Source organism: Streptosporangium becharense (assembly GCF_014204985.1).
In the GTDB taxonomy this organism is placed as follows: domain Bacteria; phylum Actinomycetota; class Actinomycetes; order Streptosporangiales; family Streptosporangiaceae; genus Streptosporangium; species Streptosporangium becharense.
The window spans coordinates 797,339-814,981 of record NZ_JACHMP010000001.1 but is presented as its reverse complement, the minus strand read 5'-3'; the positions used below and the strand labels follow the sequence as shown (position 1 = coordinate 814,981).

Annotated in this window: 9 protein-coding genes and 3 rRNA genes; 6 read left to right on the top strand and 6 right to left on the bottom strand. The window is 67.7% G+C overall.

All coding sequences use genetic code 11. From position 1 onward, the window contains the following. Window positions 1-74: 74 nt before the first annotated feature. On the top strand, window positions 75-1,508 hold the full coding sequence (locus F4562_RS03545) for a hypothetical protein (RefSeq protein ID WP_184545202.1): 1,434 nt from the start codon (window positions 75-77) through the stop codon (window positions 1,506-1,508). After that, complete coding sequence (locus tag F4562_RS03540; protein ID WP_184545200.1) at window positions 1,484-2,812, top strand: hypothetical protein; 1,329 nt, start codon at window positions 1,484-1,486, stop codon at window positions 2,810-2,812. The genes F4562_RS03545 and F4562_RS03540 overlap by 25 nt, the downstream gene beginning before the upstream one ends. A gap of 57 nt (window positions 2,813-2,869) precedes the next feature. Here the strand turns inward: F4562_RS03540 and F4562_RS03535 are convergent, their stop codons facing one another. Further along, entirely contained in the window at window positions 2,870-4,924 is a 2,055-nt protein-coding gene (locus F4562_RS03535) for a HelD family protein (RefSeq protein WP_184545191.1), read from the bottom strand. Window positions 4,925-4,993: 69 nt separating this feature from the next. Between F4562_RS03535 and F4562_RS03530 the strand changes: the two genes are divergently transcribed. Next, entirely contained in the window at window positions 4,994-5,608 is a 615-nt protein-coding gene (locus F4562_RS03530) for a TetR/AcrR family transcriptional regulator (protein WP_184545189.1), read from the top strand. A 166-nt stretch (window positions 5,609-5,774) separates the two neighbouring features. Here the strand turns inward: F4562_RS03530 and gnd are convergent, their stop codons facing one another. The 5 genes from gnd to F4562_RS03505 all read right to left on the bottom strand — a co-directional run bounded on the left by gnd (window position 5,775) and on the right by F4562_RS03505 (window position 11,770). Continuing rightward, window positions 5,775-7,205 carry an NADP-dependent phosphogluconate dehydrogenase gene (gnd, locus tag F4562_RS03525; protein WP_184545187.1) on the bottom strand — a complete coding sequence of 477 codons (1,431 nt, stop codon included), beginning with the start codon at window positions 7,203-7,205 and terminating at the stop codon, window positions 5,775-5,777. A 151-nt stretch (window positions 7,206-7,356) separates the two neighbouring features. Next, complete coding sequence (locus F4562_RS03520; RefSeq protein WP_221207569.1) at window positions 7,357-8,595, bottom strand: serine/threonine-protein kinase; 1,239 nt, start codon at window positions 8,593-8,595, stop codon at window positions 7,357-7,359. A gap of 45 nt (window positions 8,596-8,640) precedes the next feature. Then, the gene (locus F4562_RS03515; RefSeq protein ID WP_184545185.1) at window positions 8,641-10,014 is read right to left on the bottom strand and encodes a glycosyltransferase family 4 protein; all 1,374 of its coding nucleotides are present in this window, start codon (window positions 10,012-10,014) and stop codon (window positions 8,641-8,643) included. Between the two features lie 221 nt (window positions 10,015-10,235). Next, window positions 10,236-11,054, bottom strand: a complete 819-nt coding sequence (locus tag F4562_RS03510; protein ID WP_184545183.1) for an ABC transporter permease — start codon at window positions 11,052-11,054, stop codon at window positions 10,236-10,238. Then, window positions 11,051-11,770, bottom strand: a complete 720-nt coding sequence (locus F4562_RS03505; RefSeq protein ID WP_184545181.1) for an ABC transporter ATP-binding protein — start codon at window positions 11,768-11,770, stop codon at window positions 11,051-11,053. The genes F4562_RS03510 and F4562_RS03505 overlap by 4 nt, the downstream gene beginning before the upstream one ends. Window positions 11,771-12,329: 559 nt before the next feature. Here F4562_RS03505 and F4562_RS03500 point away from each other — a divergent pair. From F4562_RS03500 to rrf, 3 genes are all read left to right on the top strand, one after another. Beyond that, a 16S ribosomal RNA gene (locus F4562_RS03500) occupies window positions 12,330-13,853 on the top strand. A 406-nt stretch (window positions 13,854-14,259) separates the two neighbouring features. Further along, window positions 14,260-17,385: ribosomal RNA gene (locus F4562_RS03495) — 23S ribosomal RNA — on the top strand. 75 nt (window positions 17,386-17,460) lie between these two features. Continuing rightward, window positions 17,461-17,577 (top strand): 5S ribosomal RNA (rrf, locus tag F4562_RS03490). Together the 16S, 23S and 5S rRNA genes form the textbook arrangement of a ribosomal RNA operon. The last annotated feature ends 66 nt before the right edge of the window (window positions 17,578-17,643 follow it).

Genomic DNA, 17,643 nt, shown 5'->3' with positions numbered 1-17,643 from the left:
CCACGCAGGATAAGGAATCACGCCCGCCCCGCGACAGGGGTTGACTCACATCTTGAGGATGGTAACTGTGAGGTGTGAACGAGCCGGATTCGTCTTCCGCGGTCACGGCGCTGACCCATGAGCTGAAACGGCGCGGCGGGCGGAATCTGATCGATCGTGAATTCGCCGGTCTGGTGCCGGGGGAGGCCGCCCGCGACGACTCCGCCGACCACGCCGCCCACCTGGACGCCCACGGCATCCGTCACGAGAGCAGGCCCATCCCCTTCGAGGCGCTGCCCTATGTGATCACCACATCGGCCTACGCCCGGATGGGCGACCGCTTCCGGCGGCTCTTCGAGATCGTCGAGCGGGTCATCGACCTGTACCTCGCCGAACCCGCCGTACGCGACTTCTTCCGCCTCGCCCCCCGGCATGACGAGCTCATCCGGATGGGTGCCCACTACCGGCCGCGCATCCAGTACTGCCGCTACGACTTCACACTGGACGCGGCAGGCGGTCCCCGCATCTACGAGCTGAACACCCACTCCCCGGCCGCCGCCACCTTCGTCCCCCACTTCGCCCTGCTGCTGCGGCGCAGCCGCACCCTGGCCCGGCTGCGCGAGGCGGGCCTGAGGCCGGTGCCGGTCACGCTCGAGGAGCCGGGCGCCTTCGCGCGGGCCGTGCTCACCGCCGCACGGCGGGCCGGGGCCCTGGAACGGGGGGACAACGTCGCGGTGCTCAACAGCCGCCACCTCACCATGACCACCGAGCTCGACCACATCGCCGCGCAGTTCCGCGAGCAGGGCTGCACCACGGTGCGCTGCTTCGTCGAGGACCTGCGGTTCGACGGGCGCTCCCTGCACCACGACGGCGTCCCGGTGCACGTCGTCTACAACAAGTACGACGACTCGCGGGGGCCGGAGGCGTTCGAGTGCGCCTTCAGCCGCACCACCGCCGAGGTCCGCGCCTACCTGGACGCCTACCGGGCGTCGGCGGTGTTCTCGGTGAACTCGCTGCCCAGCATGTACCTGCCGGAGCAGAAGAGCACGCTGGCGTTCCTGTGGAGCCCGTTGTTCCGCGAGTACGCCGGCCGCGAGGAGCTGGAACTCGTCAGGGAACTCGTCCCCCGCACCCGCCTGGTCCGCCACCTCGACGCGGGCGAACTGGCCGAGGCCGCCGCCCACCGGGAGCGCTACGTGCTCAAGCGCTCCCTGGACACCCGGGGCCGCAGCCTGCTGATCGGCCACTGCACGCCCGGTGACCGGTGGCGCGCCGCGCTGGCGGCGGCGCGGGCCGAACCGCCGGGAGACGACCACGTCCTCCAGGAGTTCGCCGCCCCGGAGCGGAGCGTCACCCGCGACTCGGCCACCGTCCACACCTCGCTGGCCTGCTTCCTGCTCACCGGCGAACCGGCCGGGCTGATCGTGCGCACCTCGGCCGAGGAGACGACCAACGTCGGCCGCCGGGGTTTCATGCAACCTCCGCTGCTGGTCGAGGAGCCGCCGTGGACCCGTCACCCCACTTCCTGAGCCTCCCGGCGGACACGGCCCCCGAACTGCTGCTGAAGGACTTCCGGGCCCGGCTCCGCCGCACCGCCTGGGGGCACGAGACACCCGACACCCTGCTGGTCCCCGCCTGGTCGGAGGCGTCGTCGCTGGAACGCTTCGAGTCGGCGCTGCGGGCGCTCTTCCGCGCGCACCTCAAGGCGCTCGACGCCGCCCGGACCGGCCGGTGCCCCGGGGAGTACGAGCACCTGGGACGGATCGTCGACGACCACTACCTCGACTGGCCGGCCCTGCCCGCCGAGGCGCCCCCGTCGCGGGACGTCTCCCGCCACCTCTTCGGGCGCCCCGACGTCATACTCGCCCCGGACGGCCCCAAGGTGGTGGAGACCAACTTCGACACCGCGGCCGCCGGGCACGAACGACCCGACGACATGTGGACGATCGCCGCCGACCTGTTCCGCGTCCCGGACGACCTCCTGCGCACCGGCCGCCCGATGGAGGGGCTGCGGCGCCACTTCCTCGACCTGTCGGAGGGCGAGCCCTGCGACATCCACTGGATCATGAAGGACGACGAGGCCACGCGCCGGGAACTGGCCCCGTCGATCGACTTCCTCAACCGCGGCCACCGGCAGGTACGGCACACCGTCCACTACGCGGGCGATCCGCCGCCGGCGCCGCCCGCCGGCCGCGCGGCCTACCTCCACCGGTCCTGCTCGATCTTCACGGTGAACCGCGACCGCGAACGGTTCGCCGCCCTGCTCTCCCGTCTCGCACCGGCGACACGCGGCTGCACCGTGCCGGTGAGCCTGTCCCCCCTGTCGTCCAAGCTCTTCCTCGCCTGGCTGAGCGACCCCGGTGCCCGCCCCGCCACGCTGACGGACGAGGAAGGCGCGGCGGTGGACGCCCTCGTGCCGTGGACCCGCGTCCTGACCCTGCTCGACCCGGAGGAACTGCTGCTCGTACGGCGCGACCGGGGCGACTTCGTGCTGAAGAAGGCCGACTCCCACCAGGCCAAGGACGTCCACTTCGGCTGCAACCTGTCCGCCGGCGAATGGTGCGCGCTGCTGGAGGCCGGCCGCTCCGGGCCCGCCGCCCGCGCCTCCGGGCCGGACATCTGGATCGTCCAGGAGCGCGTGCGTCCCCGGGAGTACACACTGACCGAGATCACCGACGCGGGCGTGGTGGAACGCCGCACCGGCCTGTCGTGCTGCCCCTACCTCATGGGCGGGCGGCTGCGGGGCCTGGAGACGTGGGTCATGCCGTTCACCCCGGACATGGGGATGATCGAACGGATGCACTTCCTGGCCCACTTCGTGCGAACCCCCTGAACCGGGCCCCGCCCCCCGCCCCCCGCCCCCGGTCCGCTTTCCCCGTCCCCGGGCGGCTCAGCGGCCAGGCCCGGCGACGGCCGTCCCGGCGGGCTGCGGGAACCAGTCCGGGAGCGGGCCGGCGTGCAGCACGTCCAGCCGCGAGACGGCGCGGGTCAGCGCGACGTACAGCCGGTGGGGGCCCCGGGCCCCGGCCCCGACGATCTCCGCCGGTTCGACCAGCACCACGTGGTCGTACTCCAGCCCCTTGGCCAGCGAAGCGGGCACGGCGGTCACCCGGCCGACGGCCGTGCCGCCGTCCAGGTCGGCGACCTCGACGCCGGAGGACCGCAGCGCCGCCGTCACCGGGCCGAGGGCGTCGTCGGAGGTGATCACCGCGATCGAGCCGTCGTGGCCGAGGGCGTCGCGCACCGCGGCGACCACGGCGGCGGAGAGGCCGGCGGGGCCGCCGCCCGCCCGGTGGACCCGGAGCCGGCCGTCGGCGCGGAACGAACGGGTGGCGGGCACGTCCACGGCCAGTTCCGCCAGCAGCCGGTTGGCGATCTCGACGACGACGGCGGGCACCCGGTAGCCGGTGGTCAGTGCGATCAGCTGGGCGTCCGGCTTGCCCAGGTGCCCGAGCCGGTCACGCCAGTCGCGGGCGGCCCAGGGGGCGGTGCCCTGCGCCAGGTCGCCGAGCACGGTGAGGGAACCGTGCTCGTTTCTGCGGGCGACCGCCCGGCACTGCATCGGCGACAGGTCCTGCGCCTCGTCGACGATGACGTGGCCGTACCCCCGGGGGCGTTCCAGCAGCCCCGCGACCTCGTCCAGCAGCACCATGTCGGCCGCCGACCACCGCGCGCTCCCGGCCGAGCGCGGGGGCCGCCGCCACAGGATCGCCGCCTGCTCCTCCGGCGTGAGGATCCCCTCCGCGGCACCGGCCAGCGCCTCCGGGTCACCGAGCAGCCCGGCCACGACCTCCTCCGGTGTCACGGCCGGCCACACGGTGCCGAGGTACCCGGCGACCGCCCTGCCCGTCTTCCGGCTCCAGGCGGCTCCGCAGGTCTGCCCGCGCGCCTCGGCCTGCCGCCGCAGGACGGCGACGATCCGCGCCAGCACGCGCTCGCGCCCGACCCCGTACGGGATCTCCTCCCGCAGGACACCCGCCACGATGTCGCGCAGTTCCTCCTCGCGCACGCGCCGGCGGTGGGGGCCGTCGGGGACGGCGAGCGGCTCCGCCGGGGCGGTCACCCGCGCGTAGAGCGCCCGCCGCAGCACCGTCGCCATGCGGGCGTCATGCTTGACGAGCACGGCGTCCTCCCGGTCGGCGCCGCGCACCGGCCCGCGTGTCAGCAGCCGCTCCACGGTCGTCTGCTCGACGTCGACCTCGCCCAGGGAGGGCAGCACGGCCGAGATGTAGCCGAGGAAGGCCTGGTTGGGGCCGAGGACCAGCACGCCGGCGCGTTCGAGCCGTTGCCGGTGGGCGTAGAGCAGATAGGCGGCCCGGTGCAGCCCCACGGCGGTCTTCCCGGTCCCCGGCGCGCCTTGGACGCAGATCGAGTCGTCGAGCCCGGCGCGGACCAGTTCGTCCTGCTCGGGCTGGATGGTGGCGACGATGTCGCGCATCGGCCCGACGCGGGGCCGTTCGATCTCGGCCGCCACGATCCGGCTCGCCGTGCCCGTGTCGTCGCCCCGGCCGAGGTGCTCGTCCTCGAAGCCGGTCAGCGCGACCGGCCGCCATGACCAGCCGAAGCGGCGCCGCACGCGCAACCCCTGCGGGTCGCGGGCTCCGGCCTGATAGAAGACCCGGGAGACGGGTGCGCGCCAGTCGAGCACCAGCGGTTGCCGCCCGGTGCCGGCGGAGACGTGCCGCCTGCCGATGTAGTAGCGCCGCCCGGCGTGCTCACCGGTGGCGAAGTCGAGGCGGCCGAAGAAGACCGGTCCGTCCGGCTCCTCGCCGAGCTGCTTGGCGAGGCTCTTCAGGTGGCGTCCGAGCCGCTCCGCGCTGTAGCGGTCACCCGCCACGTGTTCGCCGACGACGACGTTCAGCCGCGCGTCCTCCACCATCCGCCGCATGGCGGCCCTGCACTCGGCCAGGTAGGCCAGTTCCCGGTCCAGTTCCGTGCCGGTCATCCACTCACCCCCAGAATCGTTAACTCGGTTAAAAGATTAACCGAGTTGGCACCCTGTTAGGATGAGAAGGTGACGGGGCTCAGGGAACGCAAGAAGCGGCAGGTCCACGAGGCGATCTCCGCGGCGGCGATCGCGCTGTTCCTGGAGCGCGGCTTCGACGAGGTGCCGGTCACCGAGATCGCGGCGGCGGCGGGGGTCTCCAAACCCACCCTGTTCAAGTACTTCGCCACCAAGGAAGACCTCGTGCTGCACCGGATCGCCGACCACCAGGGCGAGGCGGCCCGGGTCGTGCGCGAGCGAGGGCCGGGTGAGGCGCCGCTGGCCGCGCTGCACCGTCACTTCCGGGACGGGCTCGACCGGCGCGACCCGGTGACGGGGCTCAACGACCACCCCGAGGTGCTCGCCTACCACCGGATGATCTTCTCCACGCCCGGCCTGACCGCACGCCTCTTCCACTACATGGCCCTCGACGAGGAGATGCTGGCCGACGCGCTCGGTGAGCTCACCGACGAGCTCACCGCGCGCGTCGTGGCGGGGCAGGTCCTCACCGTGCAGCGGGTGCTGGCCCGCCGGAACTGGCTCAGGCTGGTCGAGGGGGAGAGCGCCGACCGGATCCATCCCGCGGCGGTGGCCGCCGCCGACCACGCCTTCGCGCTGCTCCCCGCTCTCGCCCCGGCCCGGTGACCACCCCGGCCCGCCCGGACCACGACCCCGGTCACGACCGGGATCACAGTCGGGGTCACGCCCCGGGGCGTGACCGTGACCCGGCGGGCCCGGTGACGACCGGACACCGGGCCCGCACGGGCCGGGCGGCACGGGAACTCCGCCGCCCGGCCCGTGCGGGCGGCTCTCAGGCCTCCACCTCCGTGCGGTCACCCGACCACAGGGTGTGGAACGACCCCTCGCGCTCCACCCGCTCGTAGGTGTGCGCACCGAAGAAGTCACGCTGGCCCTGGATCAGGGCGGCCGGCAGCCGCTCGGCACGCAGCGCGTCGTAGTAGGCCAGCGCGGTCGAGAAACCCGGCACCGGGACGCCCAGCTCGGCGGCCCTGGCCACCACCCGCCGCCACGAGTCCTGCGCGACCGTCAGCGCCTGCGCGAAGTACGGCGCGGTCAGCAGCGTGACCGGAGTGCTCTCCGCCTCGTACGCCTCCCGGATGCGGTCGAGGAAGACGGCCCGGATGATGCAGCCGCCACGCCAGATCGTGGCCAGCGCGCCCGGGTCGACGTCCCAGCCGTACTCCGCGCTGCCCGCCCTGATCTGGTCGAAGCCCTGGGCGTAGGCGACGATCTTCGAGGCGTACAGTGCCCGCCGCACGTCCTCCACGAAGTCCTCACCCACAGGCGCCGCGGGAGCGCCCGACGGGCCGGGCAGCGCGCGCGCCGCCGCCCGCAGGTCCGCGTGACCGGAGAGCGAACGGGCGAACACCGCCTCGGCGATGCCGCTCACCGGCACGCCCAGGTCCAGCGCGATCTGCACGGTCCAGCGGCCGGTGCCCTTCTGCTCCGCCCGGTCGGCGATCACGTCGACGAGCGGCGCGCCGGTGGCCGCGTCGACCTGACGCAGCACCTCAGCGGTGATCTCGATCAGGTACGAGGACAGCTCACCCTCGTTCCACGCCGCGAAGATGTCCGCCAGTTCGGCGGGGGAGCGACCCAACCCCTGCCGGATAAGGTCGTACGCCTCGGCGATGAGCTGCATGTCGGCGTACTCGATACCGTTGTGCACCATCTTGACGAAGTGCCCGGCGCCATCGGGGCCGATGTGGGTGCAGCAGGGCACGCCGTCCACCTTCGCCGCGATGTCCTCCAGCATCGGGCCCAGCGCCTCGTACGACTCCCGGGAGCCGCCGGGCATGATGCTCGGCCCGAGCAACGCCCCCTCCTCACCGCCGGAGACCCCCGCGCCGACGAAGTGGATGCCCCGCTCACGTAGCGCGGCCTCGCGGCGGCGGGTGTCGGCGAAGTGGGCGTTGCCGCCGTCCACCAGCATGTCGCCCGGTTCGAGCAGAGGTGTGAACTCCTCGATCACCGCATCGGTCGGAGCTCCCGCCTTCACCATGATCAGAATGCGCCGGGGCCGTTCCAGCGCCGCGACGAGGTCCTCCGGGGTCTCACAGGCGACGAAGTCCCCCTCGTGCCCGTGATCCTCGATGAGGGCCTTGGTCCGCCGGTGCGACCTGTTGTGCACCGCCACCGTGTGCCCGTGCCTGGCCAGGTTGCGGGCGAGGTTCGCACCCATCACAGCCAGCCCTGTCACGCCGATCTTCGCCTGTGTCATCTTCCGCAACCTCTCTGTAACCGCGGCCAGGAATCACAGTCTGCCCCTGCCGCGGATGGAAAGCGTGAGAGGGGGGCGGAGTAAGGGGGGATGAGGGGAAACGGCGCGGGTGGGTGACCGTCCGGTAAGGGGAGGGGGCGAGGGGAGCCGCCTACGTGCCCGTCTGCCCCTGCCGGGCGGGCGGCCCCTGGTCGCCGTTCTCCATGACCATCAGCCCGATCCCGGCCATCAGCAGGATCAGGAAGGCCACGGCCACCGCGAGGAACACCCACGCGTTGGCCAGGGCGGGCCGCTCGGTGAACGTCTCCGCCGCCCGGGTACCGGACATCGCCCGAGCGCCCGGCGCGGTCAGGTGCGCGCGCACCGGCTCGCCGCCCGGCCCGGGGGGCGGCATCCCGGGGACCATCCCGGGGACACCGTGCGTGGACGCCGCCGGAGCGTACGGGAGCGCGTGCGGAGCCCCCGCCCCCGGGCCCGCCCCGGGGAACGACGGCGGGCCGGGGAGGGTGGAGGACCGCGGGGCGGGAGTGGGAGGTCGGGGGACCGCCCGCGGACCTCCGGCCTCCCGCTCCAGGCGCAGGTCGCTCAGGGCGTCCCGCAGGGCGGCCACGGACGGGGTGCGCTGCGCGGGGTCGGTCGCCATGGCCTGCCGCAGCACGGCGGTGAGCTCCGCCGGGACGTCCGGCAGATCGGGGACGGGAAGGCGGTGCAGGGCCATGATGATCGCGATGTTGACCACACCGCTCTCCGGGAACCGCGGCGGACGCCCCGACAGCAGCGCGTACAGCGTGGCGGCCAGGGAGTAGACGTCGCCCACCGCGGCGGGCTCCGACAGCTCGAACGCCTCCGGCGGAGCGTAGGCCGGGGTGAGCGACTCGCGTGTCACCGAGGCCTCACCGCCGGGAGAGGGCATGGTCGCCAGGCCGAAGTCGGAGAGCACCACGTTGCCGTACCGGTTGATCAGGATGTTGGCCGGTTTGATGTCGCGGTGCAGCACCCCGGCGGCGTGCGCCGCCGCCAGGGCGTCGGCGATGCGGACACCGATGTCGGCGACCTCGGCCGGGGACAGCCGTCCCTCGGCGCGCATCCGGTCCAGCAGAGAGCCGCCCGGGCACAGCTCCAGGACCATGTAGGGGCGGCCGTCGGGCAGGACCCCCGCGTCGTAGACGTGCGCGACGTGCGGGTGGCCGGACAGGGCACCCGCGGAGGTCACCTCGCGCATGAACCGGCGCCGGTCCCGCTCGGAGACCAGCACCCGGTTGTCGACCTTGAGCGCGACCTCACGGTCCACGGCCAGCTGCCGGGCCCGGTAGACGATCCCGAAACCACCCTGGCCGAGCACGCCGGACACCTCGTAGCCCGGCACCGCAATGGCACCTGCTTCGGCCACCTGCCACCTCCTGGAGACGTGCGGCAGATTACCGGAATTTTGCTTTCAGACCGGTTGCATATCCCTTGTCGCCGGAGTCGGGGCCGCCTCCGCGGCCGGTCCGTTCTGACGGGACGGCCGCCCGGCCAGGTCCGACAGCAGGCGGTCCCAGCAGGCGCCGACGACGTCCAGGTCGTACTGGGCCGCCGTCAGGGTGCTGTTGCGGCCGAGCCGGTGGCGCAGCTCCCGGTCCTCGATCAGCCGGCAGATGGCCTCGGCGAGGGCCGCCGGCTTCTTCGGCGGCACGAGCAGGCCGTCGTGCTCGTGCGTGATGATCTCGCCGGGGCCGTGGGGACACCTGAAGCTCACCGTGGGCACGCCCTTGCTCATCGCCTCCAGGATCGTCATGCTGAACCCCTCGTAGCGTGAGCTGACCACGTGGATCGACGACTTGGCCAGCTCGGCGCCGATCTCCGTGGAACTGCCCATGAGCACTACCGAGCCCGACAGGCCCGCCTCCTCGATCCTGGCGCGCAGCCGCGCCTCGGCCTCCGCCTTGCCACGCCCGTAGATGCGCAGCACCCAGTCCGGATGCGCCGCGGAGACCTGCTTCCACGCCTTGACCAGCAGGTCGAAGCCCTTGGCGTGGACGATCCTGCCGATGGCGACGACGCTCTTGTCCTCCAGCTTCGACAGGTCGCCCTTCAGCGGGGGCACCGCGTTGGGGATGCGCAGCAACCGCGCCGGCGGATTCTTCAGCGTCCTGGTGTAGCGGTCCAGGTCCGCCTGGGTGAGGGTGACGAAGGCGTCGAACCGGCCGTAGCGCCGTTTGATGAGCCGCACGACCTCGGGGGAGTGCATGTCCAGCGCCACGTGCTCCTGACCGATCGTGATGACGCCGGGTGGCGCGAACAGCGCCGTGATCAGGTTGAGCCCCGGCCTCGTGGAGATCACCACACCGTTCCGCATGGACCGCAGGAAACCGAGGAGACGCAGGTCGGTCCAGAGGGACACCGCCTTGTAGACGTTCTCCTGCGGCGGCGTCAGCATACTCGGGAAACGCGACAGCAGCCGGGCCAGCGGCCCCCGGCGCCCGACCCTGTCGTCCAGGAACGACACCCGCACACCCGGCGGCAGTGGGAAGAAGGGCTCCTTCGCCACCCGCACCACGCTGACGATCTCCACGTCGCGTTCGCGGGCCAGATAACCCGCCAGGTTGAGCACGGTCCTGATGGTGCCGCCCATCCCGTACGCGTGCTGCAGCAGGATCCGCACCGTTCCGGCGTCCGGTGCCGGGGCGTGAAGCGCCCGCCTCGCGTTGAGGACGTTCAGCAGCCACAGTGCCCCGCGCGCGGCCACCTTCTTCGCGGGCCGGACCGCCGCCCGCAGGCCCGTCACCCGACCCCGGGCCGCCGCTTGGTGGACCGTCCCCCGCACCATCCCCGGCATTCTCCGAAACCCCCGCTCGTCGATCGGCCGTCGATTCCGCAACCCCGGGACCGGCCTTCCGCCGTACGGCGCCTCCAGGGCAGTCGTCCTTTGCCCAGAAAGAGGGATGAATACCTTTTTTGTGGTGCTCTTTCGCGGACCGTGCCACCTCCCGGCCCGGCGGTGCGCGCTCCGCACTGCTCCCCCCGGAGCCCGCGCTGTTCCCCATCCCCCTATTCGCCGAAGCGGGACAACCTACCGCGGGCGCGGGCGTGACGCAGCGCCCAGGCGAACAGCCCGAGGGCCGCGGCGAGATAGGCGACGTCCAGTGCCGCCGCCCAGGCCAGACTCTCCCACGGCACGGCTCCGCCGTTCAGGACGGTCCGCATACCCGTGAACACGTGAGTGGCGGGCAGGCACCAGGCGACCATCTGGAGAGGGCCGGGCAACACCTCCACCGGGTAGAAGATCCCGGCCAGCGGCTGCACGACGAAGACCAGGGACCACGCGATCACCTGGGCGTTCTCACCGAAGCGCAGCACCGCGCAGATGCCCACCAGGCCCAGGGACCAGCCCATCACCAGCAGCAACCCCATGAACGGCACCAGCCCCGCACCCAGGCTCGTGACACCGAAGCCGTACAGGGCGAACGCCAGTCCGGACATGATCAGGACGGCGAAGACGACCTTGCCGAGTGAGAACACGATCAACCCGATCACGTACTCGACGCTCGACAGGGGGCTGACCTGGACGTTCAGCAGGTTCCTGCTCCAGATGTCCTCCAGGAAGGCGATGGAGATCTCGTTGCTGGCCTTCTGGAGCACCTGCCAGAGGAGCACCGCGCCCAGCAGGAACACGGCGACGAACGGTACCTGCTGTGACCGCAGGAAGGTCGCCACGAAACCCCAGACGAGTAACTCGACCGTCGGCCAGAACACGATCTCGAACATCCGGACCGGACTTCGCCGCAGCGCGGCCAGGTCGCGCAGGACGACACCGCCGATCCGCCGCCGGCGGGCGGCGAGACTGAGCGGGGGAAACACCACATTCATGATCGCGCCACCTTGAGAAACACCTCTTCCAGACTCGCCGCTCCGTAGACGCCGGTGAGCTCGGCGGCACTGCCGCCGGCCACGATCCGCCCTCCGGACATGAAGTGGACGCGGTCGCACATCCGCTCCACCTCCTGCATGTTGTGCGAGGTGATGAGCATGGACCGGCCGTTCTCCCGGGCCACCTGGACCAGGAGGTTGCGGATCCGGTCACCGGCGTCGGGATCGAGGTTCGCGGTGGGCTCGTCCAGGATGAGCAGGCTCGGCTCGTTGATCAACGCCTTGGCCAGCTGAACCCGGGTGCGCTGGCCGGAGGAGAGTTCCATGACACGGCGTCTGCACAGCCTGCCCAGATCCAGCAGTTCGACGACCTCCGCCACCCGGACCCGTGGTCTCCGCAGCCCGTACAGCCGGGCGAAGGAGTCCAGCACCTCCCGGACATGCAGGACACCGGGCAGATCAACGTAACTCGCCGCGAAATTAATGCGGCTGAGCACTTCTGTCCGGTGCCTGGACAACTCCTGGCCGAACATATGGATGCTCCCCGAATCAGGAGTGATCAGGCCGAGAATCATGTGCAGGGTCGTCGACTTGCCGGCGCCGTTGGGACCGAGCAGCCCGACGATCTCTCCTGGGGCGACGGTGAGGCTCACTTCCTCCACAGCCGTCACCGGACCGAACCTCTTGGCGAGCGCCACAGCCTCGAGAACCCTCATTCGTCCAGCGTGCGACCGCCGCCTCCCGGTGGGCAACGGGTTTTCCGGCGCCTCCGGGCGGCTGATTTGACGATCGGGAGCGGGGTTCGTAAGGTTCACCAGACCCGAGGGGACGGCTGTGCCGTCGAGACCTCGGGCTCCCTTCCGATCACACTCGCCCTCCGGCCTGATTCGACATGAGCCGGATGATGAAGTAGCTTAGAAGGGTTGCCCCGAAAGGGGAAGCGCCGGAATTCGGCAGGCAGGCGAAATCGAGTCGGTTTGACACGAAAAAGCGGGCCTGAAAGAATAACGGCACAACGAAAGAACAAAACAAAAACGAACGCCCCGGGCGTTCGGCCCCGTGAAAAAGGGGTCGGTCATCCGGTGAACGCGTCCGTTTCTTGAGAACTCAACAGTGTGTTAAAAGCCAGTGCATGAAGCACAACCCCGTCCGACTCGCCGGTCTGTGGCCGGTGGGGGGATGGGATTCCTTTGGTTGATGTTCCCTCGTGTCCGCCGGGCCGTTTCGGTCCCGGGGGGTGACGGGGGGCTTTCAGCCGGGAGAACTCGAAGACATTGTTTGGAGAGTTTGATCCTGGCTCAGGACGAACGCTGGCGGCGTGCTTAACACATGCAAGTCGAGCGGAAAGGCCCTTCGGGGTACTCGAGCGGCGAACGGGTGAGTAACACGTGAGTAACCTGCCCCTGACTCTGGGATAAGCCCGGGAAACTGGGTCTAATACCGGATATGACACGTTCCTGCATGGGATGCGTGTGGAAAGTTGTTTCGGTTGGGGATGGACTCGCGGCCTATCAGCTTGTTGGTGGGGTAACGGCCTACCAAGGCGACGACGGGTAGCCGGCCTGAGAGGGCGACCGGCCACACTGGGACTGAGACACGGCCCAGACTCCTACGGGAGGCAGCAGTGGGGAATATTGCGCAATGGGCGGAAGCCTGACGCAGCGACGCCGCGTGGGGGATGACGGCCTTCGGGTTGTAAACCTCTTTCAGCAGGGACGAAGGTGACGTGTACCTGCAGAAGAAGCGCCGGCTAACTACGTGCCAGCAGCCGCGGTAATACGTAGGGCGCAAGCGTTGTCCGGAATTATTGGGCGTAAAGAGCTCGTAGGTGGCTTGTCGCGTCGGGTGTGAAAGCTTGGGGCTTAACTCCAGGTCTGCATTCGATACGGGCTGGCTAGAGGTAGGCAGGGGAGAACGGAATTCCTGGTGTAGCGGTGAAATGCGCAGATATCAGGAGGAACACCGGTGGCGAAGGCGGTTCTCTGGGCCTTACCTGACGCTGAGGAGCGAAAGCGTGGGGAGCGAACAGGATTAGATACCCTGGTAGTCCACGCCGTAAACGTTGGGCGCTAGGTGTGGGGGCCTTCCACGGTTTCCGCGCCGTAGCTAACGCATTAAGCGCCCCGCCTGGGGAGTACGGCCGCAAGGCTAAAACTCAAAGGAATTGACGGGGGCCCGCACAAGCGGCGGAGCATGTTGCTTAATTCGACGCAACGCGAAGAACCTTACCAAGGCTTGACATCGCCCGGAAAGCTCTGGAGACAGAGCCCTCTTCGGACCGGGTGACAGGTGGTGCATGGCTGTCGTCAGCTCGTGTCGTGAGATGTTGGGTTAAGTCCCGCAACGAGCGCAACCCTTGTTCCATGTTGCCAGCACGCTCCTTCGGGGGTGGTGGGGACTCATGGGAGACTGCCGGGGTCAACTCGGAGGAAGGTGGGGATGACGTCAAGTCATCATGCCCCTTATGTCTTGGGCTGCAAACATGCTACAATGGCCGGTACAGAGGGTTGCGATGCCGTGAGGCGGAGCGAATCCCTAAAAGCCGGTCTCAGTTCGGATTGGGGTCTGCAACTCGACCCCATGAAGTCGGAGTCGCTAGTAATCGCAGATCAGCAACGCTGCGGTGAATACGTTCCCGGGCCTTGTACACACCGCCCGTCACGTCACGAAAGTCGGCAACACCCGAAGCCCGTGGCCCAACCAGCTTGCTGGGGGGAGCGGTCGAAGGTGGGGCTGGCGATTGGGACGAAGTCGTAACAAGGTAGCCGTACCGGAAGGTGCGGCTGGATCACCTCCTTTCTAAGGAGCAGTCGGCTCGCGTGGTTCCACCTCTTCGGGGTGGGGGCGCGGGTTCATGTCGTGTCTGCAGGCGCGTGTCCTGCACACGGCGCGCTCATTAGTGGAGCACTGGCTAGTCGGTTCAGCGGGGTCGCTGGCCGGTCAGTACCGCCCGTGGGGTCGCCGTCATGGTGATCGCGGGGGAGGGGGAACGCCGTGTCGGGGCCGGGCTGGGTCGAACACACTGTTGGGTCCTGAGGGAACGGACACTCAGGGCGGATCGGCAGGTCGTCGTTGGATGGCCGGGGGTTCGCTCGTCTGTTTCGCCTCGTGTACAGGGCTGTGTCGTCCGCTCCGGTGTCGGGGTGGGTGGGTGCGGTGGCTGTTTGTTGTTTGAGATTTGCATAGTGGACGCGAGCATCTTTGTGGCCAAGTTTTTTAGGGCACACGGTGGATGCCTTGGCATCAGGAGCCGATGAAGGACGTGGGAGGCTGCGTTAAGCCCCGGGGAGTCGCCAACCAGACGGTGATCCGGGGATGTCCGAATGGGGAAACCCAGCACCAGTCATGTGGTGTTGCCTCCGCCTGAATGTATAGGGCGGTTGGTGGTAACGCGGGGAAGTGAAACATCTCAGTACCCGTAGGAAGAGAAAACAAATAGTGATTCCGTGAGTAGTGGTGAGCGAAAGCGGAAGAGGCTAAACCGTGCACGTGTGAGAGCCGGCGGGCGTTGCGTGTGCGGGGTTGTGGGACTCTCCGACGGTCTCTGCCGGGACTGTGAGAAGTGATAAACCTCTGTGATAGTCGAAAGCTCTGGGAAGGGCTGCCGTAGACCGTGAGAGCCGGGTAGGCGAAATCGTGGGGGCTTCTGGAGGGGATCCCAAGTAGCACGGGGCCCGAGAAATCCTGTGTGAATCTGCCAGGACCACCTGGTAAGCCTAAATACTCCCTGATGACCGATAGTGCACGAGTACCGTGAGGGAAAGGTGAAAAGTGCCCCGGTGAGGGGTCGTGAAAGAGTACCTGAAACCGTGTGCCTACAAGCCGTAGGAGCGTAGTCCTCTTCGGAGGGCTGTGATGTGACTGCGTGCCTTTTGAAGAATGAGCCTGCGAGTTATGGTGTGTGGCGAGGTTAACCCGTGTGGGGGAGCCGTAGCGAAAGCGAGTCTGAAGAGGGCGTTTGAGTCGCATGCTGTAGACCCGAAGCGGAGTGATCTAGGCATGGGCAGGTTGAAGCGCGGGTAAGACCGCGTGGAGGACCGAACCCACCAGGGTTGAAAACCTGGGGGATGACCTGTGTTTAGGGGTGAAAGGCCAATCAAACTCCGTGATAGCTGGTTCTCCCCGAAATGCATTTAGGTGCAGCGTCGCGTGTTTCTTGCCGGAGGTAGAGCACTGGATGGCCGATGGGCCCGACAAGGTTACTGACGTCAGCCAAACTCCGAATGCCGGTAAGTGAGAGCGTGGCAGTGAGACTGCGGGGGATAAGCTCCGTAGTCGAGAGGGAAACAGCCCAGATCACCGACTAAGGCCCCTAAGCGTGTGCTAAGTGGGAAAGGATGTGGAGTCGCAGTGACAACCAGGAGGTTGGCTTAGAAGCAGCCACCCTTGAAAGAGTGCGTAATAGCTCACTGGTCAAGTGATTCTGCGCCGACAATGTAGCGGGGCTCAAGTACACCGCCGAAGTCGTGGCATTAGCGTATGGACTCGAGCCTTTGTGGTTGAGAGACGCTGATGGGTAGGGGAGCGTCGTGCGGCCGGCGAAGCAGCGGGGTGACCCAGTTGTGGAGGCCGTGCGAGTGAGAATGCAGGCATGAGTAGCGAATCAGAAGTGAGAAACTTCTGCGCCGGATGACCAAGGGTTCCTGGGGCAGGCTAATCCGCCCAGGGTAAGTCGGGACCTAAGGCGAGGCCGACAGGCGTAGTCGATGGACAACGGGTTGATATTCCCGTACCCGCTGTGATGCGCCCATACTGAATCCAGTGATACTAAGGGTCCTTAACCCGGTCTGCTCTTCGGAGCGGGCGTCAGGGTGAACGCCTGGCCTGATCTGGTAGTAGGTAAACGATGGGGTGACGCAGGAAGGTAGCCCAGCCCAGGCGATGGTTGTTCCTGGGGTAAGCATGTAGGGAGGACCGTAGGCAAATCCGCGGTCCGTGTATCCTGAGATGTGATGCCGAGCCGATTGTGGCGAAGTGGGTGATCCTATGCTGCCGAGAAAAGCCTCTAGTGAGTGTCGCGGCGGCCCGTACCCGAAACCGACTCAGGTGGTCAGGTAGAGAATACTAAGGCGATCGGGTGAACTGTGGTTAAGGAACTCGGCAAATTGCCCCCGTAACTTCGGGAGAAGGGGGGCCTTCGCTGGTGATGGACCGTGCGTCCGGAGCTGGTGGGGGTCGCAGAGGCCAGGGGGAAGCGACTGTTTACTAAAAACACAGGTCCGTGCGAAGTCGTAAGACGATGTATACGGACTGACGCCTGCCCGGTGCTGGAACGTTAAGGGGACCGCTTAGCCAGGCTTGCCTGGCGACGGTGAGAACTTAAGCGCCAGTAAACGGCGGTGGTAACTATAACCATCCTAAGGTAGCGAAATTCCTTGTCGGGTAAGTTCCGACCTGCACGAATGGCGTAACGACTTCCCCGCTGTCTCAACCGCAGACCCGGTGAAATTGCACTACGAGTAAAGATGCTCGTTACGCGCAGCAGGACGGAAAGACCCCGGGACCTTCACTACAGCTTGACATTGGCGTTTGGAGCGTCTTGTGTAGGATAGGTGGGAGACGGTGAAGCTCGGACGCTAGTTCGGGTGGAGTCATTGGTGAAATACCACTCTGGTCGTTTTGAACGTCTAACCTCGGTCCGTGATCCGGATCAGGGACAGTGTCTGGTGGGTAGTTTAACTGGGGCGGTTGCCTCCTAAAGGGTAACGGAGGCGCCCAAAGGTTCCCTCAGCCTGGTTGGCAATCAGGTGTCGAGTGTAAGTGCACAAGGGAGCTTGACTGTGAGACCGACGGGTCGAGCAGGAGCGAAAGCTGGGACTAGTGATCCGGCGGTGGCATGTGGAAGCGCCGTCGCTCAACGGCTAAAAGGTACCCCGGGGATAACAGGCTGATCTTCCCCAAGAGTCCATATCGACGGGATGGTTTGGCACCTCGATGTCGGCTCGTCGCATCCTGGGGCTGGAGTAGGTCCCAAGGGTTGGGCTGTTCGCCCATTAAAGCGGTACGCGAGCTGGGTTTAGAACGTCGCGAGACAGTTCGGTCCCTATCCGCTGCGCGCGCAGGAGACTTGAAAGGAGCTGTCCCTAGTACGAGAGGACCGGGACGGACGAACCTCTGGTGTGCCAGTTGTTCCGCCAGGAGCACGGCTGGTTGGCTACGTTCGGAAGGGATAACCGCTGAAAGCATCTAAGCGGGAAGCTCGCCTTGAGATGAGGTCTCCCACCCTGTGAGGGGGTAAGGCTCCCGGGAGATGACCGGGTTGATAGGCCGGAGGTGGAAGCGCAGTAATGTGTGGAGCTGACCGGTACTAATAGGCCGAGGACTTGACCATGAAGCAGTCTTGTTGTGCTCGCGTCCACTAGGCAATTCTGAGGCAGCAACCGGTGGGTTGTGTGTTTCATAGGGTTACGGCGGTTATGGCGAAGGGGAAACACCCGGTTACATTCCGAACCCGGAAGTTAAGCTCTTCAGCGCCGATGGTACTGCACCGGGGACGGTGTGGGAGAGTAGGTCGCCGCCGGACAATCGTTGTGAGGGGGAGGGGTCTGTCCCGTGAGGGGACGGGCTCCTCCCCCTCTTTTTTTCTTTT